Genomic DNA, 19,561 nt, shown 5'->3' on the forward strand with positions numbered 1-19,561 from the left:
GCGCGCGCGTTCAGCCGTACAGGTACTGCGGCAGCCACAGCGTCAGTCCCGGCCAGATGTACATGAACACCATGCACAGGATGACGATCAGCATGTACGGCATCATCCCCGCGAAGATCTGGTTGATCGTCACGTGCGGCGGCGACACCCCCTTCAGATAGAAGGCCGACATCGCCACCGGCGGTGACAGGAATGCCGCCTGCAGGTTCACGAACACCAGCACGCCGAACAGCAGCGGATCGATCTGGAAGTGCGCCAGCAGCGGCAGGAAGATGGGCACGAAGATCACGATGATCTCGGTCCACTCCAGCGGCCAGCCCAGCACGAAGATGATCGCCTGCGACAGCAGCAGGAACTGCAGCGGCGACAGGTTCATGCTCAGCACCCACTCCTCGACGATGCGCTGGCCGCCCAGCAGCGCGAACACCGCCGAGAACAGCGCCGAGCCCACGAAAAGCCAGCAGACCATCGAGGTGGTCTTGAGCGTGAGGAACACCGCCTCCTTGATCTTCTTGAAGTTCAGCGTGCCGGCCTGCCACGCCATCAGGAAGGCGCCGGCCGCGCCGACCGCCGCCGACTCGGTGGCGGTGGTGATGCCGAACAAAATCACGCCCAGCACCACCAGCGTGAGCGTGGCCAGCGGCATCACAGACGACACCAGCATGCGCAAAATTTCGAACTGCTCTGCGTCCATGCGCCAGTAGTACCAGCCCAGCAGCGCGAGCGTGAAGAGGCAGGCCACCCAGAAGCCGGTGTAGAAGGCATCGGGCACCGCGGCGGTCTTGGGCGCCTCGACCGCGTCGCCCAGCTGCTGCAGGCCACCTTCACCGGCAGGGGCGGCGGCGGGCTCGCTGCCCGGAGGTTCCTCGACGCCGCCGGGGGGCTCCTGCAGGCCGCTGCCTTCGGTGGTGTTCGCGGGTTCGTCGGTGCTCGGCGGCTCGGCCAGACCGGTGCCGGACGGCTCGGCTGCAGCCGGCGCGGCGGCTGCGGGCTCGCCGGTTTTCTGCGTCGCCTGCTGCGTGGCCACCGGAGCGGCCGCGTTGTTGTCCTTCTGCGAGTAGATGGTCACGTACCACCACACCGAGCCCAGCGTGACCGCGGCCAGCGCCAGCGGCACCAGCGCGCTCAGCAGGCCTCGCAGCAGCATCCACCAGCTCAGGCGCACGCCCTCGACCGCGCCGCGCAGGGCACGCCCCGGCGCCACCACGGCCGCGGCGAGCGCGGGCAGCATGCGCGGCGAGTAGCTGGCCGCGAGGTGGGCCACCCAGGGCGTGATGGGGGCACGCTGCTGGTCGATCGGCATCTTGGGCGCCACCTTCGGTTGCAGCACGGCCCATCCGATCACGTAGATCAGGTACAGCAGGGCGAGGAAGAAGCCCGGGAACATCGCCGCCGCATACAGCTTGACCACCGACTGCCCGGCCACGGCCGCGTACACGATGATCATCACCGAGGGCGGAATGAGAATGCCCAGCGTGCCGCCGGCCGTGATCACGCCGGCTGCCAGCCGCGTGTCGTAGCCCGCGTTGAGCATGGGGCGCATCGCGATCACGCCCATCAGCACCACCACGGCGCCCACCAGGCCGCTCGCGATGCCCCAGAAGGTGCACACGATGAGCGTGGTCACCGCCAGCGAGCCCGGCACGCGGCGGAACGCGAGCTGCACGCTGTGGAACATCTTGTCGACGAGCGCGCCACGTTCCATCACGTAGCCCATGAGCACGAAGAGCGGAATGGACAGCAGTGTCTCGTTGGTCATGGCCCCGAAGGCGCGCTGCACCATCAGGTCGAAGACCTTGTTGTCGAGCCAGGGCGAGGCGGGGTCGTAGAAGGCGATGAAGCCGAAGAACATGCCCAGCCCCATCAGCGTGAACGCCGTGGGGAAGCCGAGCATGATCACGAAGACGATCAGGCCCAGCATCAGCAGGCCGAGTGCCGGTTCGCTCATGCGGCGCCTCCCGTCGTGTCGCTCTTGCGCTGCTGCGCGGCCTGTTCGATGGCGTGGGCTTTTTCGATCACCTCGCGCTTGTCGGCCTCGTTCACGTAGCTGCTGCTGGCGAGCTGGTCGCCGACCACGTCCATTTCTTCCGCGTCCTTCAGGCGCGGCGTCCACACGCCGGTCTTCAGGCACAGCACGCAGCGCACCATCTCGGCGAGGCCCTGCACCAGCAGCACCGCGCCGGCCACGGGAATCACGAACTTGAAGGGGTACACCGGAATCGGGTCGGCGTTGAAGGTCTGTTCGCGCATCGCGAGCGATTCACCGAAGTAGGTCCAGCCCGACCAGGTGAGCGCCACCACGCCGGGCAGGAAGAAAACCGCGAACAGCACGAGGTCGAGCGCGGCCTGCGTGCGCGGCTTCATGCTGCCGTAGAAGAAATCGCCGCGCACATGGCCGGCCTGAGAGAGCGTGTAGGCACCGCCCATCATGAACAGCGTGCCGTACAGCATGTTGTTGGCATCGAAGATCCAGGCCGTGGGCGCGTTCAGCGCATAGCGCTTGAACACCTCGCCGCACACCAGCAGCATCAGCGCGACGATGAGCCACGAGAAGGTCTTGCCCACCAGCATGCTGAACCGGTCGACGGCGTGGAGGAAGCGTTGGATGGTCATGTTGATGCGGGCCAGGCCCATTCCAGGAACACCGTGGAACCGGCGATGCCGGGCCACTGGTGTTGCCCCCTGCAAGGGGGAAGGCGCGCGCGACACGGGGCGCGCGAAGACCGGGGCTCAGCTCTTCTTTTTCCCGAAGTAGTGGTTGTAGGCCATCTTGAAGTCGACGCCATAGTCGTTCTGCCACTGCAGTGCACGCTCGGCGAACACGCGCTGCGACTCCAGCACCTTCTTGAAGAGCGGGTTCTCGCCGGCCTTCTTTTCCACCGTCTTGTCCCAGGCCGCGAGCTGCGCGCGCAGCACGGCGTCGGGCGTCTTGTAGAACTTGATGCCGGCCTTCTTCATGTCGGCGTAGTCCTGCGAGTTGCGCTGCACCGCCTTCCAGCTCATGTCGGCGCTGGCGGCCTGCACGGCGTAGTCGATGATGGAACGCAGCTCCTGCGGCATGGCGGCGTACTTGCCCTTGTTGAACAGCACCTCGAACTGCTCGCCCGACTGGTGAAAGCTCTGCAGCATGCAGTTCTTCACCACGTCGGGAAAGCCCAGCACGCGGTCGCTCGAGGCGTTGTTGAACTCGGCCGCGTCGATCAGGCCGCGGTCCAGCGCAGGCACGATCTCGCCGCCGGGCAGCGGGTTCACCGCCGTGCCCATCTCGGTGAACATGTCCACGGCCAGGCCCACGGTGCGGAACTTCAGTCCCTTCATGTCCTCGACCTTGGCCACCGGCTTCTTGAACCAGCCCAGCGGCTGCGTGGGCATGGGGCCGTACAGGTACGACACCACTTCCATGTTCAGGCTCTTGTAGATCTCGTCGAGCAGCGCCTTGCCGCCGCCGTAGTTGTGCCAGGCGAGCACGGTGTTGGCGTCCATGCCGAAGCCGGGGCCCGACCCCCACAGCGCCAGCGCCGAGTTCTTGCCGTAGTGGTAGGCCACCACGCCGTGGCCGCCGTCGAGCGTGCCCTTGTTCACGGCTTCGAGCAGCTGGAAGGCGGGCACGACGGCGCCCGAGGGCAGCACCTCGATCTTCAGGCGCCCGCCGGCCATGTCGTTCACCTTCTTGGCGAAGTCGTTGGCGTACTCGTGGAAGATGTCCTTCGCCGGCCAGGTGCTCTGGAAACGCAGCGACGTGGTTTGGGCCATGCTGACCATCGGCGCGGACATTGCGCCTGCGGCCACCGCCGCGCCCTTGAGAAGGCTGCGACGGCGGGGCGATTTGCTGTCTGTCATGTGTCTCTCCATATAGTTCTCTGACCGGAACACCCAGGCCGTCGTCTTCACGTTATGGTTTCGACTGGCCGCGACCGCCATCTTTGGCGCGCCACACCTTGTGACAAACAGGGTTTTCACGAACCGGTGAAAAATTCCATCATCCGGCGTGCAGATCGATCGCCCGCAGCCGTCAAAGGCTCCGGGCTTACCCTAGAGATTCGAGAGAGAAAGCAACCATGAGTGAACCCGTTGGAGAAAAAGGCTACGCCGGCGACGTGACGCCCGAGCAGGCGGCGCAGTGGATGGCGAGCGGCGAGGCCGTGCTGGTGGACGTGCGCACCGATGCCGAGCGCGAGTGGGTCGGCTACGTGCCCGGCGCCGTGCCGCTGGCCTGGAAGCAGTGGCCGGGCATGGCGATCAACCCGGCCTTCGACGACGGCGTGCGCGCCGCCGCAGAAGGCGGCAAGAAGCTGGTGCTGCTGTGCCGCAGCGGCGTGCGCTCGATCGCCGCGGCCAAGCGCGCGACCGAGCTGGGTGCGCAGGCCTACAACATCCTCGAAGGCTTCGAGGGCAACCCGGACGAGAACGGGCACCGCGGCCTGACCGGCGGCTGGCGCCGGCGCGGGCTGCCCTGGCGCCAGAACTAGAGCGCGCCGCGCGCCTCACTCGGCCGTGGCCGGGTCGATCACGCTGTACACCCGGTCCACGCGGTTGGCCGGGAAGCCGCCGAGCTCTGCGTGCCGGCGCACGAGGGCCTCGTCGGTGGCCTGGTAGACGCAGTAGATCCGGTCGTCGGCCACGTAGCTGTGGATCCACTGGATGTCGGTGCCCATGCTGCTGAGCACGCCGCAGGATTTTTGCGAGATGGCTTTCAGGTCCGCCGCGGTGAACTGGCCGGCGCCGGGGATCTCTCGCTCGATGACGAACTTGGGCATGGCGGTACTCCTGTCTAGAATCGGTCGAAGGCGACCAGGACCTATGGTGCCGACGCGAAGCCGTCCTGTATTGCCCGTCTCGCCGGACTTGTTGTCCGGAACCCCGCCCTCGCTTGCCGGGAGGTGACCATGGATGTCTTGTCGGACGTGCTGCGGACCATCCGCCTGGAGGGCGCGCTGTTCCTGAACGGGGACATGTATGCACCCTGGTGCTTCAAGGTACCCAGGGGCGCGGACATCGCGCAAGTGCTCAGGCCCGGCGCACAGCGCCTGGCCATCTGCCACCTCGTGCTGCAAGGCGAATGCTGGGCCCAGGTCGAAGGCGAGGCGCCGGTGCGCGCGCACGCCGGCGACGTGATCGTCGCGCCGCATGGCGATTCGCATGTGCTGGGCAGCGGCCTGCAGCATGCGGCGGTGGACATGTCGCATGTGGTGAGTCCGCGAGCGCCCGAGCTGGCGCGCGTGCGCTACGGCGGCCAGGGCGACCGCACCTTGCTGGTGTGCAGCTGGTTCGCGTACGAAGGCGACGCGCCCAACCCTGTCATGGCGAACATTCCGCGCCTGTTCACCACGCCCTTGCGCAGCAGGCCGGCGGGCCCGTGGATCGAGCAGTCGGTCAACTTCGTCCTGGGTGACGCGGCTTCGCACACGCCCGGCTCGGAGATGCTGGCCGCCAAGGTGGCGGAAGTGCTGTTCACTGAAGTGCTGCGCGGCTACATCGAATCCATGCCCGCCAACAACCCGGGCTGGCTGGCGGGCCTGCGCGACCCCCACGTGAGCCGCTGCCTGGCGCTGATGCACGCCGAGCCCGCGCGCAACTGGACGGTCGATGCACTGGCGCAGGAAATCCACGTCTCGCGCAGCGTGCTGGCGGACCGCTTCACCGAACTGGTGGGCGCGCCGCCGATGCATTACCTGGCGCGCTGGCGCATGGTCCTGGCCGCCGGCATGCTGCGCAAGGACCAGGGCAACCTGGCGCGCATCGCCGAAGGCGTGGGCTACGAATCGGAAGCCGCTTTTAACCGCGCGTTCAAGCGCGAGTACGGCGTGTCGCCAGGGGCCTGGCGGCACAACGGCGCCTAGCGAGGCGCCGTTGTGGGGGTCAGAGCGCCGGAATGCGCAGCTTCTGTCCCGGATAGATCTTGTCGGGGTGCGACAGCATCGGCTTGTTCGCTTCGAAGATCGCGTTGTACTTGTTGGCGTCGCCGTAGTACTTCTTCGAGATGGCCGAGAGCGTGTCGCCGCGCACCACGTCGTGGTACTGGGCCGGCGGTGCGGCCGGGGCGACGAGGTTGTTGTCCACGCTCGTCACGTTCGCCACGTTGCCCGCGGCGAGCGCGGCTTTCTCGCTGGCTTCCTGCGAGGGCGCCTGGCCCGCGAGGGTGACGACGCCGCTGCTGGCGGTGTAGGTCACTTCCAGTCCGGTGAGGCCGAGGTTCTGGGTCTCGATGTAGGTCTTGATGGCCGCGGCAGCTGCCGTGTTCGCATCGGGCGTGGCCGCCTGGGCCGACGAACCGCCGAACAGTTTTTCACCGGCTTCCTTGATGAAGCTGAGCAATCCCATGGTTTTCTCCTTGTGCCGTGGTGGATGGAAAAGGCGAATGTAGCGGCGGAACCGGGACCCTCCGCGTAGGCCCGCGCCGCGACTGTCAAAGAGGCGCCAGCAGGAATAACAACAAAGTCGCAATAATCGCGCGCATGTCTTCCCCCTTCCTCGCCATCGACATCGGCAACACCCGGCTCAAGTGGGCGCTTTACGAGGGGGCCTTCCCCGGTGCGGCACTGCAGGCCCATGGTGCCGAGTTTCTCGACCACATCGAACGCCTGGCCGATGGCCCCTGGGCCGAGCTGCCGGCGCCCGGTTCCATGCTGGGCTGCGTCGTGGCCGGCGACACCTTGCGGCGGCGCGCCGAAGAGCAGATCACCGAACGCTTCGACTGCGCCCCGCGCTGGGTGGTGTCGAGTGCGGGCGAGGCCGGCATCGTCAACGGCTACGACCATCCGACGCGGCTGGGCGCCGACCGCTTCGTGGCCATGATCGGCGCGCGCCACCGCATGCTGTCGCAAGGGCCTGAGCGGCCGATGGTGGTGGTGCTGATCGGCACGGCCGTCACCGTGGAGGCGATCGATGCCAGCGGCAAGTTTTTGGGCGGCCTCATCCTGCCGGGCCACGGCATCATGCTGCGCGCGCTCGAATCGGGCACGGCGGGCCTGCACGTGCCCACCGGCGAGGTGCGCGAATTTCCCACCAACACCAGCGACGCGCTGACCAGCGGCGGCACCTACGCCATCGCGGGCGCGGTCGAGCGCATGGTGCAGCACGTGCGCTCGCACTGCGGCGCCGAGCCGGCCTGCTTCATGACCGGCGGCGCGGGCTGGAAGATGGCGCCCGCCATGAACGGGGACTTCGAACTGGTCGAGAGCCTGATCATGGACGGCCTGCTCGTCATCGCGAAGGCACGGGCCCCGGCCACGGCCGGCTGACCCGTCTTCTTTCTTCTCACCGCCTCATCAGGGCTCAGGCTTCATCAGCGCCTCGCCCATGGCCTGGAAGGCGGGCAGGGTGAGCGGGTCGTTGCCCGCGTTGGCGGCGATCGGGTGCGCGGCGTAGCGCACGATCACCATCTCGGCCTTCGGATCGACATAGATGCTCTGGCCGTGAATGCCGCGCGCCATGTACGCGCCGTGCGGGTTGTGCGAGACCCACCACATATTCCGGTAGCTCCAGCCCGGCAGCAGCGCATAGCCGGCCTTTGCGAACTTCGCCGGGTCGGCGCCGCGCTGGATGTCGTCGACCACCGCCTTGGCGATCGCCTGCTGCCCGTTGGGCGCGCGACCGCCGTTGCGCAGCGTCTCGCCGAAGCGCGCGATGTCGCGCAGCACGGTGTTCAGGCCGCCGCCGCCCGACTCGGTGCCGATGCGGTCGACCATGAAGTACGCGTCCTGCTCGGCGCCGATGCGGCGCCAGATCTTCTCGCTCAGCAGGTCGGCCAGCGAGCGGTTGGACGCGCGGCGCACGATCCAGGCCAGCACCTCGGCGTTGACCGTCTTGTAGGCAAAGGCGTCGCCGTGCGTGCCTTCCTTCTTGAGCGTCGTCAGGAACTCGTAGAACGACTTCGGGCCCGTGTAGTTGGCGCCCTGGGTGAGCATGCCGCCGGCGCGCGCGTAGTCCCAGACCTCGGCCTTCGGATCGGCGTAGTTCTCGGAGTAGCGCACGCCGATGGTCATGTCCATCACCTGGCGCACGGTGGCGTCGCCGTAGGCCGTGTCCTTGAGCTCGGGCAGGTACTTGGTGACCGGCGCCGACGGGTCGAGCGTGCCTTCGTTGGCGAGGATGGCCGCCAGCGTGCCCACGAACGACTTGGTGACCGACATCGCCAGGTGCGGCCGCTCGGGCGTGAGCGCGCCGAAGTACTTCTCGTAGACCACCTGGCCGCGGTGCAGCACCAGGATGCCGTCGGTGTAGGTGCGCGCGATCATCTGGCCGAAGGTCTGCGCCTCGCCGCCGCCCATGGGCTGGAAGCGCACGGCCTCGATGTCGAAGCGGGGCTTGGCCGCCGGCAGCGGGCTGGCGGCGCCGGGGCCGCGCCACACGTTGGCCGTGGGCACCGTCTCGCGCACGTGCGAGAAGCTCCAGCGGATGCGCGGGTACACGCCGCCGACCGGGTTGTCGAAGGTGATCTGCTTGTCGGGCGGCGGCGGAAAGCCCTGCATCCAGCCCAGCGCCTCGACCGAGGTGGCGGCGGGGTCGGGCAGCGCGGGCGCCGGCGGGGTCTGGGCGAGGCTGGTGTTCACGGCAAGAAGGGTGAAGGCGGCGGCCAGCGCCGTGCGTTGAAAGAAGAGAAACGACGACACAGAAGATGAGGGCATGCAACGGGCTCCAGTGGACGACATAAACGGAACGGAAATCAACGGCCTCAGCGGCCGCTGAAACGCGCAGGCCGGCGCTCGATGAAGGAGCGCACGCCCTCGGCCGCGTCCTCGCTGTTCGACAGGCGTTTCTGCGTCTCGATGAATTCCGCCACGGCCGCCAGCGGCCCGTGTTCGATCGCCTTGAGCACGTTGAGCCGCGTGGCCTGCACGGCCAGCGGCGCCTGGGCCGCGATGCGCTGCGCGATCTGCAGCGCTTCGTCCAGCTCCTGGCCGGCCGGCACCACCTTCTGCACGAAGTTCAGGCGATAGGCCTCGGCGCTGCCGAACTCGTCGGCCGTGAGCAGGTGCAGCATCGCGTTACCCAGGCCCGCGCGCTCGGCCATGCGCAGCGTGGCGCCGCCCGTGGCCATGATGCCGCGCTGCACTTCCATCTGCGAGAAGCGGCAGTTGTCGGCCGCCACCACGATGTCCGCGCCCAGCATGAGTTCGATGCCCACCGTGAAGCAGATGCCCTTGACGGCCGCCACCATCGGCTTGGTGCGGCGGCGGTAGCCCTCCAGGCCGAAGTCGTGCGGCTCCACCAGCCCGGCTGGAATCGCCTTTTCGCCGCGCTTCATGTACTCGGTGACCGCCGGCAGGTCCAGGCCCGCCGTGAAGTGGTCGCCGAACGCATGCAGCACGCCCACGCGCAGGCTGGGGTCGTCGTCCAGCCGCGTGTAGGCCTCGGCCAGCTGCTTGAACATCGGCGGCGTCCAGCCGTTGCGCTTGGCGGGGCGGTTGATGCCGATCAGCAGCACGTGGTCGAGCACCTGCGTGTCGATGCAGCCTTCGGCGGGCGGGGTGGTGGGGGTGGCGGTCATGGCGTTGCTTGTCTCCTTGTTTTTATGGAATGCCGGATCAGTACGTGTAGACGCCGCGGCCGGTCTTGCGGCCCAGTTGGCCGGCAGCGACCATTTCCTTCAGCAGCGGGCAGGGGCGGTACTTGGAATCGCCGAACTGCTCCAGGTACACCTCCATCACGGCCAGGCACACGTCCAGGCCGATCATGTCGGCCAGCGCCAGCGGGCCGATGGGCTGGTTGCAGCCCAGCTTCATGCCGGCGTCGATGTCCTCGGCCGTGGCCAGGCCCTCGGCCAGCACGAAGAAGGCCTCGTTGATCATCGGCACCAGGATGCGGTTGACCACGAAGCCCGGCGCGTTCTTCACCGTGATGGGCGACTTGCCCAGCTTCTCGGCCAGCGCCTTCACGGCGTCGTGCGTGGCGTCGCTCGTGAGGTAGCCGCGGATCAGCTCCACCAGCGCCATCATCGGCACCGGGTTGAAGAAGTGCATGCCGATGAAGCGGTCGGCGCGCGAGGTGGCGGCGGCCAGCTGCGTGATCGAGATCGACGAGGTGTTCGACGCGATGATCACCTCGGGGCCCACCAGCTCGTCCACCTGCTTGAGGATCTTGAGCTTGAGCGCGTGGTTCTCGGTGGCGGCCTCGATGACCAGCTGCGCACCCTTCAGGTCGTTGTAGTCGGTCGAGCCCTTGATCAGCGCCAGCGCCGCGGCCTTCTGCTCGGCCGTGAGCTTTTCTTTCTTGATGAGGCGGTCGAGGCTGCCCGAGATGGTGGCGATGCCCTTGTCGACGGCGGCCTGGGCCACGTCGATCATCACCACGTTGACACCCGACACCGCGCAGGCCTGGGCAATGCCGTTGCCCATGGTGCCGGCGCCGATGATGCCCACAGTCTGAATCGTCATGAAAAATGCTCCTTGAAACAAAAAAAGAAAATCGGAGGCGAGGGCGGGCGCAAGGCCGCCATCGCGCAATGGCGGTCATTGTGAATCAGCCCGGAGGGGCCGCCGTTCCCGTGGGCGACACCGGCCCGGGGTGGCTTACAGTGCTGCGATTGTTTTCAACCCCATTTTTTCGAGCCCTCGCATGACCACCCTCGGCACCCCCCTGTCCCCTTCCGCCACCCGCGTGATGCTGCTCGGCTCCGGCGAGCTCGGCAAGGAGGTGCTGATCGCCCTGCAGCGCCTGGGCGTCGAGACCATCGCCGTCGACCGCTACGAGAACGCCCCCGGCCAGCAGGTGGCGCACCACGCGCGCACCATCACCATGAGCGACCCCGACCAGCTCAAGGCGCTCATCGAGGCCGAGAAGCCCACGCTGGTGGTGCCCGAGATCGAGGCCATCGCCACGCCCATGCTGCAGCAGCTGGAAGACGCGGGCGTGGTGCGCGTGATTCCCACGGCCCGCGCCGCCCGCCTCACGATGGACCGCGAAGGCATCCGCCGCCTGGCCGCCGAGACGCTGGGCGTGCCGACCAGCCCCTACAAGTTCTGCGACTCGCTGGCCGAGCTGCAGGCCGCCATCGACGGTGGCATCGGGTATCCCTGCATCGTCAAGCCCGTGATGAGCAGCTCCGGCAAGGGCCAGAGCAAGATCGACGGCCCCGCCGACGTGCAGAAGGCCTGGGACTACGCCATGGCCGGCGGCCGCGTGAGCCATGGCCGCGTCATCGTCGAGGGCTTCATCGACTTCGACTACGAGATCACGCTGCTGACCGTGCGCGCGAAAGACGCGGCGGGCGCTGTCGAAACGAAGTTCTGCGACCCCATCGGCCACGTGCAGGTCAGCGGCGACTACGTGGAAAGCTGGCAGCCCCACCCCATGGCACCGGCCGCATTGCAGAAGGCCCAGCAGATCGCGCAGGCCGTCACCGCCGACCTGGGCGGCCAGGGCCTGTTCGGCGTCGAGCTGTTCGTGAAGGGCGACGAGGTCTGGTTCAGCGAAGTCAGCCCGCGCCCGCACGACACCGGCATGGTCACCATGGCCACGCAGTGGCAGAACGAGTTCGAGCTGCACGCGCGCGCCATCCTCGGCCTGCCGGTCGACACCTCGCTCAAGAGCCCGGGCGCCAGCGCCGTGATCTACGGCGGGGTGGACGCCACCGGCATCGCCTTCGACGGCGTGGCCGAGGCGCTGCAGGTGCCCGGCAGCGACATCCGCCTGTTCGGCAAGCCCGAGAGCTTCGTCAAGCGCCGCATGGGCGTGGCGCTGGTGCACGCGGCCGACACCGACACGGCCCGCAAGCTGGCCAAGGAAGCCGCCTCGCGCGTGAAGCCCCGCACGGCCTGAACGACCGAACCCTCCGGGTGAACCCGCGAGCCGGGCCCCGGTAGCCAGTTTTCGCAAGCGACCCCGCAGCGGTGCGGGCATGGTGCGGGTCTTGTCGCCAGGACGCCGGTCGGGTGCGGGTGCATGCGGATACCCCGCAGGCGCCCCGCCCTCCACACTGAGCGCTCCGTTCGATTCACCGGAGACACCATGCTGCATCCCCAGGCGCGCGCCTTGCTGGATTTCATCGAAGCGCGGGGCATTCCGCCGACCCACACCCTGTCGCCCGCCGACGCGCGGGCCTACTACCGCGAGCGCCGCACCGCCACGCAGCCGCTGCCGGCCGAGGTCGCCGAGGTGCGCGACCTCGCCGCCGACGGGCCGCACGGCACCATTGCGGTGCGGCTGTACAAGCCGCTCGGCGCAGGCCCGGGCCCGCTGCCCGTGCTGGTGTACTACCACGGCGGCGGCTGGGTCATCGGCGACCTCGACACGCACGACGTGCTGTGCCGCGAACTGGCCAACGGTGCGGGCTGCGCGGTGGTCGCGGTCGACTACCGCATGGGCCCCGAGCACCGCTTTCCCACCGCCGTGGACGACGTGCTCGCCGCCACCCGCTGGGTGCGCCGCGAAGCTGCCGCACTGGGGCTCGATGCGAGCCGCCTCGCGGTGGGCGGCGACAGCGCGGGCGGCAACCTCGCGGCCGTGGCGTCGATCGCCGCGCGCGATGCGGGCGACCTGCCGATCGTGTTCCAGCTCCTGATCTACCCGGCCACCGACATGCGCCGCGGCCATCCGTCGCACCAGGCGAACGGGCAGGGCTACCTGCTCACGCGCGACACGATGACCTACTTCCACGACCACTACATCACCGACGCGAAGCACGACCTCGACTGGCGCGCCTCGCCGCTGCTGCACACCGACCTGTCGGACCTGCCGCCGGCGCTCGTGCTCACCGCCGGCTACGACCCGCTGCGCGACGAAGGCGCGGCCTACGCCGAGGCGCTCACGGCCGCCGGCAACCGCGCGAACTACGTGTGCTTCGAGCGCCAGATCCACGGCTTCATCACCATGGGCAAGGTGCTCGACGAGGCCCACACCGCCGTCGCGTTGTGCGCGGCGGAACTGCGCCGCGCGTTCGCGCCGGCCTAGGGAAAGTCCCCGCGCAAATGGATGCCGCGCGCAAGGCCCCCGCCGCTACGATCCAGCGAACGCGGCGCCACCCCCCGGTCGGACGTCGTCGACCGATGCAGGAGACAGACACCATGCAGCGAACCAGGACGTCGACGCCTTCGGGCGGCGATGCACGGCAGGGCGAACGCCTCATGTGGCTCACGCCGCAGCGCGTCTTCTACGCCGGGCTGCTCGGCGCCGCGGCCGAGCGCGCCATGGGCGGGCACGGCGTGTACGTGTCGCCCGCCGGTGCGCCGCCCAACCGCATCCGCATCGGCGGCGGGGCCTGGCAAAGCGGCGAGTTCATCGTGGTGCCGCCGCACGTGCCGCACCAGGTCGAGAGCGCCTGCCCGCTGATCTTCAACCTGCTGATCGAATCGGAGTCGGTCGATCCCGCGCGCATGCCGGCCTTTTTGCAGCACTGCGGCCCGGTCGATGCGCCGGCCTTCGTGCAGCGCATGCGCGAGGTCCATGCCCACCTGCTGGCGGCCTCGGCGCGCGGCATCGACTTCGACGGCTTCGATTTCGACGCGCTGTTCTTCGACGGCCCGCTCACGCCACGCCCGCTCGACGCGCGCATCCGCAAGGTGGTCGACATGCTCGTGGCCGACCCGGCCGCGCCCGCCTCGGCGGAAGACTGCGCGGCCTCGGTGCACCTGTCGTTCTCGCGCTTTTTGCACCTGTTCAAGCAGGAGACGGGCATGGCATTTCGCGGCTTCCGGGCCTGGAAGCGCGCGCGCAGCCTGCTGCGCTACGTGCACCAGAGCGGCACGCTCACCGACATCGCGCTGGACACCGGCTACCCCGACTCCACGCACTTCAGCCATTCGATCCGCCAGGTCTACGGGCTCAAGCCCAGCGACATCGTGGCGGGCTCGCGCCGCCTCGCGCTGCACGACGCGGCCGGCGGGTTCCGGCAGTAACGGCGCGCGGGACGGCATCGCATGCAGATCCTCCAACTCCTGCTCTCGGGCATCGCGCAAGGGTGCATCTACGGCCTCATCGCGCTGGGCTTCGTGCTGATCTACAAGGCCACCGAAACGGTGAGCTTCGCGCAGGGCGACCTGATGATGCTCGGCGCGTTCGGTGCCTTCGCGGGCATGTCGCTCTTCGGCATGCCGTTCTGGCTCGCGGCGCTGCTGGCCGTGGTGGCCATGGCGGCCTTCGGCGTGCTGCTCGAGCTGGTGGTGATCCGCCCGATCCTCGGGCAGCCGCAGTTCTCGATCGTGATGCTGACCATCGGCATCGCCTACGTGGCGCGCGGCCTGATCACCATGGTGCCGGGCATCGGCACCGACACCCACACGCTGGCGGTGCCCTACAAGGACCAGATCTGGAAGCTGGGCGAGCTGGTGGTGAACCTCGAGCAGTTCGTGATCATCGTCGCCACCGCGATCCTGTGCGGCCTGCTGTACGCGATGTTCCGCTACAGCAAGCTGGGCATCGCGATGCAGGCCTCGTCGCAGAACCAGCTCGCGGCCTACTACATGGGCATTCCGGTGAAGCGGCTCAACGGGCTGGTGTGGGGGCTCGCCGCCGCCGTGGCGGCCATCGCCGGCATGCTGCTCGCGCCCATCACCTTCGTGCACGCCAACATGGGCTTCATTGGCTTGAAGGCCTTTCCGGCGGCGGTGGTGGGGGGCTTCGGCAGCCTGCCGGGGGCGATCGTCGGCGGGCTGGTGATCGGCATCGTCGAGTCGTTCGCGGGCTTCTATCTGCCCGACGGTTTCAAGGACACGGCGCCGTACATCGTGGTGCTGCTGATGCTCATGATCAAGCCGAACGGATTGTTCGGCGAAAAGCTGCGCAAGAAGGTCTGAACATCCCATGCGCTTCATCTTCAAGACCAGCTACGACCAGGACATCCGCCTCGCGCGGCACGGTGGCCACGTGCTCTGGTACAGCCTGCTCGTGGCCTTCCTGCTCGTTGCGCCGTGGGTCATCGACGAGTACTGGCTCGCGCAGCTGACCTTCGTGCTGATCTACGGCATCGTCGGCCTGGGGCTGATGCTGCTGGCGGGCTTCACGGGGCAGTTCTCCATCGGGCACGCGGCGTTTCTCGGAACGGGTGCGTACACGCAGGGCGTGCTGACGAACATGGGCGTGCCGTTCCCGCTCGCGCTGCTGGCGTCGGCAGCGCTGTCGGCGGCGGTGGGCGTGGTGGTGGCGATGCCGGCGCTGCGCGTGAAGGGCATCTACCTGGGCATCGCGACGCTGTCGTTCGGCTTCATCGTCGAGGAGGTGTTCGCGCGCTGGGAAAGCGTGACGGGCGGCAACGCGGGCCTGCATGTGAAGTCGCCGCAGCTGTTCGGCTGGTCGCTGGGCTCGGGCGAAGGCTTCTACTTTCTGTGCCTGGTGGTCGCGGTGGTGTCCACGCTGGGCATCCTGAACCTGCTGCGTTCGCCGACGGGGCGCGCCTTCGTGGCGATCCGCGATTCGGAGATTTCGGCGCAGAGCATGGGCATCCACCTGGCGCGCTACAAGACGATGTCGTTCGCGATCTCTGCGGCGCTCGCGGGGCTGGGCGGCGCGCTGTATGCGCACAAGCTGAGCTTCATCTCGCCGGACCAGTTCAACATCCTGCAGTCGATCGACCTGCTGCTGATGGTGGTGATCGGTGGGCTGGGCTCGGTGCACGGCGCGTTCCTCGGTGCGATCTTCCTGATCGCGATGCCGCAGCTGATCTCGATGGGCAAGGACTGGCTGCCGGCGGTGGTCGGCCAGGCGCCCGGCCTGCAGGGGCTGGTGTACGGGCTGGTGCTGATCGCCTTCGTGCTGTTCGAGCCGTTGGGGCTGTACGGGCGCTGGCTCAAGATCCGCACCTGGCTGCAGCTCTTCCCGTTCTACCGCAAGGGTTTGTTCAAGCGGCAGAAGTCGTTCACCAAATCGGATCGGCTGAGATGAGCAACGACGTTCTTCTTTCCGCGAAAGACCTGAGCGTGCGCTTTGGCGGCGTGCTGGCGGTCAACAAGGTGAGCTTCGACGTGCGGCGCGGCGAGGTGTTCACGCTCATCGGCCCGAACGGCGCGGGCAAGACGACGGTGTTCAACCTGATCAGCCGCATCTACACGCCGACCACGGGCGAGATCACCTGGCATGGCGAAGCGGGCGGGGCGATCGCGCTCACGCAGCAGGCGCCGCATGCCATTGCGGCACTGGGCATTGCGCGCACCTTCCAGAACATCGAGCTGTTCGAGCATGCGACGGTGCTGCACAACCTGCTGATCGGGCGCCACACGCACCGGCAGACAGGCTTCTGGAGCGAGGTGTTCTTCACGCCGGCCACGCGCCGCGCCGAGATCGCGGCGCGCGAGAAGGCGGAGCAGGTGATCGACCTGCTCGACCTGCAGCACTACCGCGACTCGATGGTGGCGGGGCTGCCCTACGGCGTGCGCAAGGTGGTGGAGCTGGCGCGCGCGCTGTGCACCGAGCCCAAGCTGCTGCTGCTCGACGAGCCTTCTTCGGGGCTCAATGTCGAGGAAACGGCGGACATGGCGTTCTGGATCCAGGACATCCAGCATGAGCTGGGGGTGTCGGTGTTGATGGTCGAGCACGACATGTCGCTGGTTTCCAAGGTGTCGGATCGGGTGCTGGCGATGAACCAGGGCGAGGTGCTGGCTACGGGGTCTCCGCGTGAGGTGCAGGCGGATTCGCGGGTGATTGAGGCTTACCTTGGGACTGTGGATGACGTGAGCAGCCTTCGGAGGGTTGTGGCATGAGCGCTGTGTTCGCTACCTCTTTGGGAGCGCCCGGTGCGCGGCACGGCGCGGTCGCCCCCACTGTGCCGGCCGCTGCGCGGCTCCCCTGCGGTGCTCGCGTTTCGCGGGGTCTCGCAGAACTCGCTTCGCTCAGACAGCTGCGAGCCCTGATCCGCGAAACGCTGCGCTCCTCGGCGGCACAGAGGGGGCGCCCACGCCGCACCGCACACCGGGCTTCGTCGTGGCGTGATGGCTCTGCATGTTCCGCCTTGAATCAGGGAGCAGTGGCATGAGCGACGTCGTGCTTCAACTGCTCAACGTCGAAAGCGCCTATGGCCCGATCAAGGCCATCCGCGGCGTGAGCCTGAAGGTGCGCAAGGGCGAGATCGCCACCGTGCTCGGCTCCAACGGCGCGGGCAAGACGACGATCCTCAAGACCATCTCGGGGATCATCGATCCGCGCAAGGGCAGCATCGAGTTCCAGGGGCAGGACATCACGGCGAAAGACCCGGCCTTCATCGTGCAGCAGGGGCTGAGCCACGTGCCCGAAGGGCGCGAGGTGTTCCCGCTGCTGTCGGTGAAGGACAACCTGCTGATGGGCGCCTACACGCGCAAGGACCGCGACGGCGTGGCGCGGGACATCGAGACCGTCTTTACTTACTTCCCGATTCTGCGCGAGCGCGCCACGCAGGACGCTGGCCTGCTCTCGGGCGGCCAGCAGCAGATGCTGGCCATCTCGCGCGCCATCATGGCGGCGCCGCACCTCATTCTTCTGGACGAACCCAGCCTGGGCTTGAGCCCCAAGCTCACCAAGGAGATCTTCGAGATCGTGGTGCGCATCAACCGCGAGCGCGGCACCACCATCCTGCTGGTGGAGCAGAACGCGAACATGGCGCTCAACGCCGCCGACCACGGCTACGTGCTGGAGAACGGCCGCATCGTCATGGAGGACTCGTGCGAACGCCTGCGCGAGAAGGACGACATCAAGGAGTTCTACCTGGGTGTCAAGGACGACGGCGTGCGCGGCGAGCGGCGCTGGAAAAAGAAGAAGACCTGGAGGTAGCCGTCGCCATGCAAGGACTCTGGGATCTGCGAACCATCGAACCCGGCCACGACATCCTCGTGCCCGGCGACACGCTGTCGGCCATGTTCTGGAACGCCGTGCGCCAGCGCGGCGACAACATCTGGATGCGGCAAAAAGAGCTGGGCATCTGGCGCGCCTGGAGCTGGCGCCAGACGGCCGAGGCCGTGCGCGAGATCGCGGCCGGGCTGCAGGCCATCGGCTTCACGCGCGGCGAGTGCGCGTCCATTCTTTCGAACACCGTCATCGAGTGGGTGCTGGCCGACCTGGCCGTGCTCAGCTGCGGCGGCGTCTCCAACGGCATCTACCCGACCGACGCCGCCTCGCAGGTGCAGTACCTGTGCGAAGACTCGCGCACCACGGTGCTCTTCGTGGAAGACGACGAGCAGCTCGACAAGGCGCTCGAAGTGCGCGCCCGTCTGCCCGGCCTGCGCCGCGTGGTCGTGTTCGACATGGAAGGCCTGCGCGAGCTCGATGACCCGGGCGTGATGAGCCTCGATGCGCTGCGCGCCCTCGGCCGCACGCACCTGGCGGGCGATCCGCAGGCGGTGGAGCGCAGCGTGGCGGCCTGCCGTCCCGAAGACCTGGCGATTCTGGTCTACACCTCGGGCACCACCGGCAAGCCCAAGGGCGCCATGCACAGCCACGCGGGGCTGGTGTACACCGCACGCGGCTACAACACGCTCATCGCGCAGGACGAGAAAGACGAGCGCATGTGCTTTCTGCCGCTGTGCCACATCGCCGAGCGCATGGGCGGCGAGTACTTCGCGATGTACACCGGCTCGATCCTCAACTTCGTCGAGAACCCCGAGACGGTGCCCGAGAACGTGCGCGAGATCGCGCCCACGGTGTTCACCGGCGTGCCGCGCGTGTGGGAGAAGTTCTATTCGGGCGTGATGATCGCGCTGAAGGAAGCCAGCCCGCTGCAGCAGGCCGCCTACCACTGGAGCATCGGCGTGGGCGAAACCATCGCCAACAAGGTGCTCGCGGGCCAGGAGATCGGCACGGGGCTGCGCCTGAAGTTCCGGCTCGCGCGGCTGCTGGCGCTGGACAACGCGCGCAAGCTCATCGGCATCCACCGTGCGCGTTTTCTCGTGACCGGCGCGGCGCCCATTTCGCCCGAGCTGGTCAAGTGGTACCTCGCGCTGGGCGTGCCCATGCTCGAGGTGTGGGGCATGACGGAGTCGTGCGGCGCTTCCACGGCCGTGCCCGTCACCCGCATCAAGCCCGGCTCCATCGGGCCGGCCACGGGCTACAACGAGGTGCGCATCGATCCGGCCACCAGCGAGATCCTGGTGCGCGGCCCCAATGTCTTCATGGGCTATTTGAATCTGCCGGAGAAGACGGCCGAGACCATCGACGCCGACGGCTGGCTGCACACGGGCGACGTGGGCGTGATGGACGAGGACGGGTATTTCCGCATCACCGACCGGATGAAAGACATCATCATCACGGCAGGCGGCAAGAACGTGACCCCGAGCGAGCTGGAGAACGAGCTCAAGTTCAGCCTCTACATCACCGATGCCGTGGTGATCGGCGACAAGAGGCCCTACCTCACGGTGATCGTCATGATCGACCAGGAGAACGTCGAGAAATTCGCGCAGGACCACGACGTGCCGTTCAGCAACTACGAGAGCCTGACACGCACGCAGGAAGTGCAGGACCTGATCCAGGGCGAGATCGATCGCGTCAACGCCAAGTTCGCGCGCGTCGAGCAGATCAAGAAGTTCTTCCTGCTCGAGACGCAGCTCAGCGCCGAGGACGAGGAGCTCACGCCCACGATGAAGCTCAAGCGCAAGCTGGTGCAGACCAAGTACGCGCAGCGCATCGACGCCATGTACCGCTGACCTCTTTTTTGCCAACCCGAGGA

19 protein-coding genes are annotated in these 19,561 nt (G+C 67.7%); 11 read left to right on the plus strand and 8 right to left on the minus strand.

The genetic code is table 11. The features are described 5' to 3' along the window. Positions 1–10 precede the first annotated feature (10 nt). The 3 genes from AC1RL8_RS30345 to AC1RL8_RS30355 form a co-directional block, all read right to left on the minus strand. A complete protein-coding gene (locus AC1RL8_RS30345) occupies positions 11–1,948 on the minus strand; it encodes a TRAP transporter large permease subunit (protein WP_095950263.1) in 1,938 nt (645 codons plus the stop codon). Further along, positions 1,945–2,613 carry a TRAP transporter small permease subunit gene (locus AC1RL8_RS30350; RefSeq protein ID WP_095747756.1) on the minus strand — a complete coding sequence of 223 codons (669 nt, stop codon included), beginning with the start codon at positions 2,611–2,613 and terminating at the stop codon, positions 1,945–1,947. Before AC1RL8_RS30350 ends, AC1RL8_RS30345 begins: the two co-directional genes overlap by 4 nt. Positions 2,614–2,730: 117 nt before the next feature. Next, entirely contained in the window at positions 2,731–3,840 is a 1,110-nt protein-coding gene (locus AC1RL8_RS30355) for a TRAP transporter substrate-binding protein (protein WP_070061869.1), read from the minus strand. A gap of 218 nt (positions 3,841–4,058) precedes the next feature. Here AC1RL8_RS30355 and AC1RL8_RS30360 point away from each other — a divergent pair, with 218 nt between their 5' ends. Further along, on the plus strand, positions 4,059–4,469 hold the full coding sequence (locus AC1RL8_RS30360; RefSeq protein WP_062478826.1) for a rhodanese-like domain-containing protein: 411 nt from the start codon (positions 4,059–4,061) through the stop codon (positions 4,467–4,469). Between the two features lie 15 nt (positions 4,470–4,484). Here the strand turns inward: AC1RL8_RS30360 and AC1RL8_RS30365 are convergent, their stop codons facing one another. Continuing rightward, entirely contained in the window at positions 4,485–4,757 is a 273-nt protein-coding gene (locus AC1RL8_RS30365) for a DUF4242 domain-containing protein (RefSeq protein ID WP_095950262.1), read from the minus strand. Between the two features lie 129 nt (positions 4,758–4,886). Here AC1RL8_RS30365 and AC1RL8_RS30370 point away from each other — a divergent pair, with 129 nt between their 5' ends. After that, complete coding sequence (locus AC1RL8_RS30370) at positions 4,887–5,840, plus strand: AraC family transcriptional regulator (RefSeq protein WP_492686971.1); 954 nt, start codon at positions 4,887–4,889, stop codon at positions 5,838–5,840. Between the two features lie 19 nt (positions 5,841–5,859). Here the strand turns inward: AC1RL8_RS30370 and lysM are convergent, their stop codons facing one another. Next, positions 5,860–6,321 (minus strand): peptidoglycan-binding protein LysM, encoded by a 462-nt coding sequence (gene lysM / locus AC1RL8_RS30375; protein ID WP_062478819.1) that lies wholly within the window; start codon positions 6,319–6,321, stop codon positions 5,860–5,862. A 134-nt stretch (positions 6,322–6,455) separates the two neighbouring features. Here lysM and AC1RL8_RS30380 point away from each other — a divergent pair, with 134 nt between their 5' ends. Further along, positions 6,456–7,241 (plus strand): type III pantothenate kinase, encoded by a 786-nt coding sequence (locus AC1RL8_RS30380; protein ID WP_492686972.1) that lies wholly within the window; start codon positions 6,456–6,458, stop codon positions 7,239–7,241. A 27-nt stretch (positions 7,242–7,268) separates the two neighbouring features. Here the strand turns inward: AC1RL8_RS30380 and AC1RL8_RS30385 are convergent, their stop codons facing one another. From AC1RL8_RS30385 to AC1RL8_RS30395, 3 genes are read right to left on the minus strand one after another with little or no spacing between them, the layout of a single operon-like run. After that, positions 7,269–8,627 (minus strand): serine hydrolase domain-containing protein, encoded by a 1,359-nt coding sequence (locus AC1RL8_RS30385; protein WP_139700441.1) that lies wholly within the window; start codon positions 8,625–8,627, stop codon positions 7,269–7,271. Positions 8,628–8,674: 47 nt separating this feature from the next. Then, on the minus strand, positions 8,675–9,490 hold the full coding sequence (locus AC1RL8_RS30390) for a crotonase/enoyl-CoA hydratase family protein (RefSeq protein ID WP_095950258.1): 816 nt from the start codon (positions 9,488–9,490) through the stop codon (positions 8,675–8,677). A 37-nt stretch (positions 9,491–9,527) separates the two neighbouring features. Then, positions 9,528–10,376 carry a 3-hydroxybutyryl-CoA dehydrogenase gene (locus AC1RL8_RS30395; RefSeq protein ID WP_062478806.1) on the minus strand — a complete coding sequence of 283 codons (849 nt, stop codon included), beginning with the start codon at positions 10,374–10,376 and terminating at the stop codon, positions 9,528–9,530. 181 nt (positions 10,377–10,557) lie between these two features. On the opposite strand from AC1RL8_RS30395, the gene purT reads away from it, so the two are divergent. The 8 genes from purT (at position 10,558) to AC1RL8_RS30435 (ending at position 19,538) form a co-directional block, all read left to right on the plus strand. Next, positions 10,558–11,760 carry a formate-dependent phosphoribosylglycinamide formyltransferase gene (gene purT / locus AC1RL8_RS30400; protein ID WP_492686973.1) on the plus strand — a complete coding sequence of 401 codons (1,203 nt, stop codon included), beginning with the start codon at positions 10,558–10,560 and terminating at the stop codon, positions 11,758–11,760. 189 nt (positions 11,761–11,949) lie between these two features. Then, positions 11,950–12,891 carry a LipP1 family hormone-sensitive lipase gene (gene lipP1, locus AC1RL8_RS30405; RefSeq protein ID WP_492686974.1) on the plus strand — a complete coding sequence of 314 codons (942 nt, stop codon included), beginning with the start codon at positions 11,950–11,952 and terminating at the stop codon, positions 12,889–12,891. Between the two features lie 113 nt (positions 12,892–13,004). Next, positions 13,005–13,835 carry a helix-turn-helix domain-containing protein gene (locus tag AC1RL8_RS30410; protein WP_095950254.1) on the plus strand — a complete coding sequence of 277 codons (831 nt, stop codon included), beginning with the start codon at positions 13,005–13,007 and terminating at the stop codon, positions 13,833–13,835. Positions 13,836–13,856: 21 nt separating this feature from the next. Beyond that, the gene (locus AC1RL8_RS30415) at positions 13,857–14,732 is read left to right on the plus strand and encodes a branched-chain amino acid ABC transporter permease (protein ID WP_070061875.1); all 876 of its coding nucleotides are present in this window, start codon (positions 13,857–13,859) and stop codon (positions 14,730–14,732) included. Positions 14,733–14,739: 7 nt separating this feature from the next. Further along, a complete protein-coding gene (locus AC1RL8_RS30420) occupies positions 14,740–15,816 on the plus strand; it encodes a branched-chain amino acid ABC transporter permease (protein ID WP_062478791.1) in 1,077 nt (358 codons plus the stop codon). After that, on the plus strand, positions 15,813–16,631 hold the full coding sequence (locus tag AC1RL8_RS30425) for an ABC transporter ATP-binding protein (protein ID WP_095747054.1): 819 nt from the start codon (positions 15,813–15,815) through the stop codon (positions 16,629–16,631). The genes AC1RL8_RS30420 and AC1RL8_RS30425 overlap by 4 nt, the downstream gene beginning before the upstream one ends. 268 nt (positions 16,632–16,899) lie before the next feature. Beyond that, positions 16,900–17,673, plus strand: coding sequence for an ABC transporter ATP-binding protein (locus tag AC1RL8_RS30430; RefSeq protein WP_056576626.1), 774 nt, complete (start codon positions 16,900–16,902; stop codon positions 17,671–17,673). Positions 17,674–17,681: 8 nt separating this feature from the next. After that, the gene (locus tag AC1RL8_RS30435; protein ID WP_492686975.1) at positions 17,682–19,538 is read left to right on the plus strand and encodes an AMP-dependent synthetase/ligase; all 1,857 of its coding nucleotides are present in this window, start codon (positions 17,682–17,684) and stop codon (positions 19,536–19,538) included. The last annotated feature ends 23 nt before the right edge of the window (positions 19,539–19,561 follow it).

This window comes from Variovorax sp. GW822-FHT04E09 (assembly GCF_058800845.1).

Bases quoted from the DNA above. Each gene is read 5' to 3' on its own strand.
- AC1RL8_RS30345 (WP_095950263.1), bottom strand. From the start codon at position 1,948: ATGAGCGAACCGGCACTCGGCCTGCTGATGCTGGGCCTGATCGTCTTC.
- AC1RL8_RS30350 (WP_095747756.1), bottom strand. From the start codon at position 2,613: ATGACCATCCAACGCTTCCTCCACGCCGTCGACCGGTTCAGCATGCTG.
- AC1RL8_RS30355 (WP_070061869.1), bottom strand. From the start codon at position 3,840: ATGACAGACAGCAAATCGCCCCGCCGTCGCAGCCTTCTCAAGGGCGCG.
- AC1RL8_RS30360 (WP_062478826.1), top strand. From the start codon at position 4,059: ATGAGTGAACCCGTTGGAGAAAAAGGCTACGCCGGCGACGTGACGCCC.
- AC1RL8_RS30365 (WP_095950262.1), bottom strand. From the start codon at position 4,757: ATGCCCAAGTTCGTCATCGAGCGAGAGATCCCCGGCGCCGGCCAGTTC.
- AC1RL8_RS30370 (WP_492686971.1), top strand. From the start codon at position 4,887: ATGGATGTCTTGTCGGACGTGCTGCGGACCATCCGCCTGGAGGGCGCG.
- lysM (WP_062478819.1), bottom strand. From the start codon at position 6,321: ATGGGATTGCTCAGCTTCATCAAGGAAGCCGGTGAAAAACTGTTCGGC.
- AC1RL8_RS30380 (WP_492686972.1), top strand. From the start codon at position 6,456: ATGTCTTCCCCCTTCCTCGCCATCGACATCGGCAACACCCGGCTCAAG.
- AC1RL8_RS30385 (WP_139700441.1), bottom strand. From the start codon at position 8,627: ATGCCCTCATCTTCTGTGTCGTCGTTTCTCTTCTTTCAACGCACGGCG.
- AC1RL8_RS30390 (WP_095950258.1), bottom strand. From the start codon at position 9,490: ATGACCGCCACCCCCACCACCCCGCCCGCCGAAGGCTGCATCGACACG.
- AC1RL8_RS30395 (WP_062478806.1), bottom strand. From the start codon at position 10,376: ATGACGATTCAGACTGTGGGCATCATCGGCGCCGGCACCATGGGCAAC.
- purT (WP_492686973.1), top strand. From the start codon at position 10,558: ATGACCACCCTCGGCACCCCCCTGTCCCCTTCCGCCACCCGCGTGATG.
- lipP1 (WP_492686974.1), top strand. From the start codon at position 11,950: ATGCTGCATCCCCAGGCGCGCGCCTTGCTGGATTTCATCGAAGCGCGG.
- AC1RL8_RS30410 (WP_095950254.1), top strand. From the start codon at position 13,005: ATGCAGCGAACCAGGACGTCGACGCCTTCGGGCGGCGATGCACGGCAG.
- AC1RL8_RS30415 (WP_070061875.1), top strand. From the start codon at position 13,857: ATGCAGATCCTCCAACTCCTGCTCTCGGGCATCGCGCAAGGGTGCATC.
- AC1RL8_RS30420 (WP_062478791.1), top strand. From the start codon at position 14,740: ATGCGCTTCATCTTCAAGACCAGCTACGACCAGGACATCCGCCTCGCG.
- AC1RL8_RS30425 (WP_095747054.1), top strand. From the start codon at position 15,813: ATGAGCAACGACGTTCTTCTTTCCGCGAAAGACCTGAGCGTGCGCTTT.
- AC1RL8_RS30430 (WP_056576626.1), top strand. From the start codon at position 16,900: ATGAGCGACGTCGTGCTTCAACTGCTCAACGTCGAAAGCGCCTATGGC.
- AC1RL8_RS30435 (WP_492686975.1), top strand. From the start codon at position 17,682: ATGCAAGGACTCTGGGATCTGCGAACCATCGAACCCGGCCACGACATC.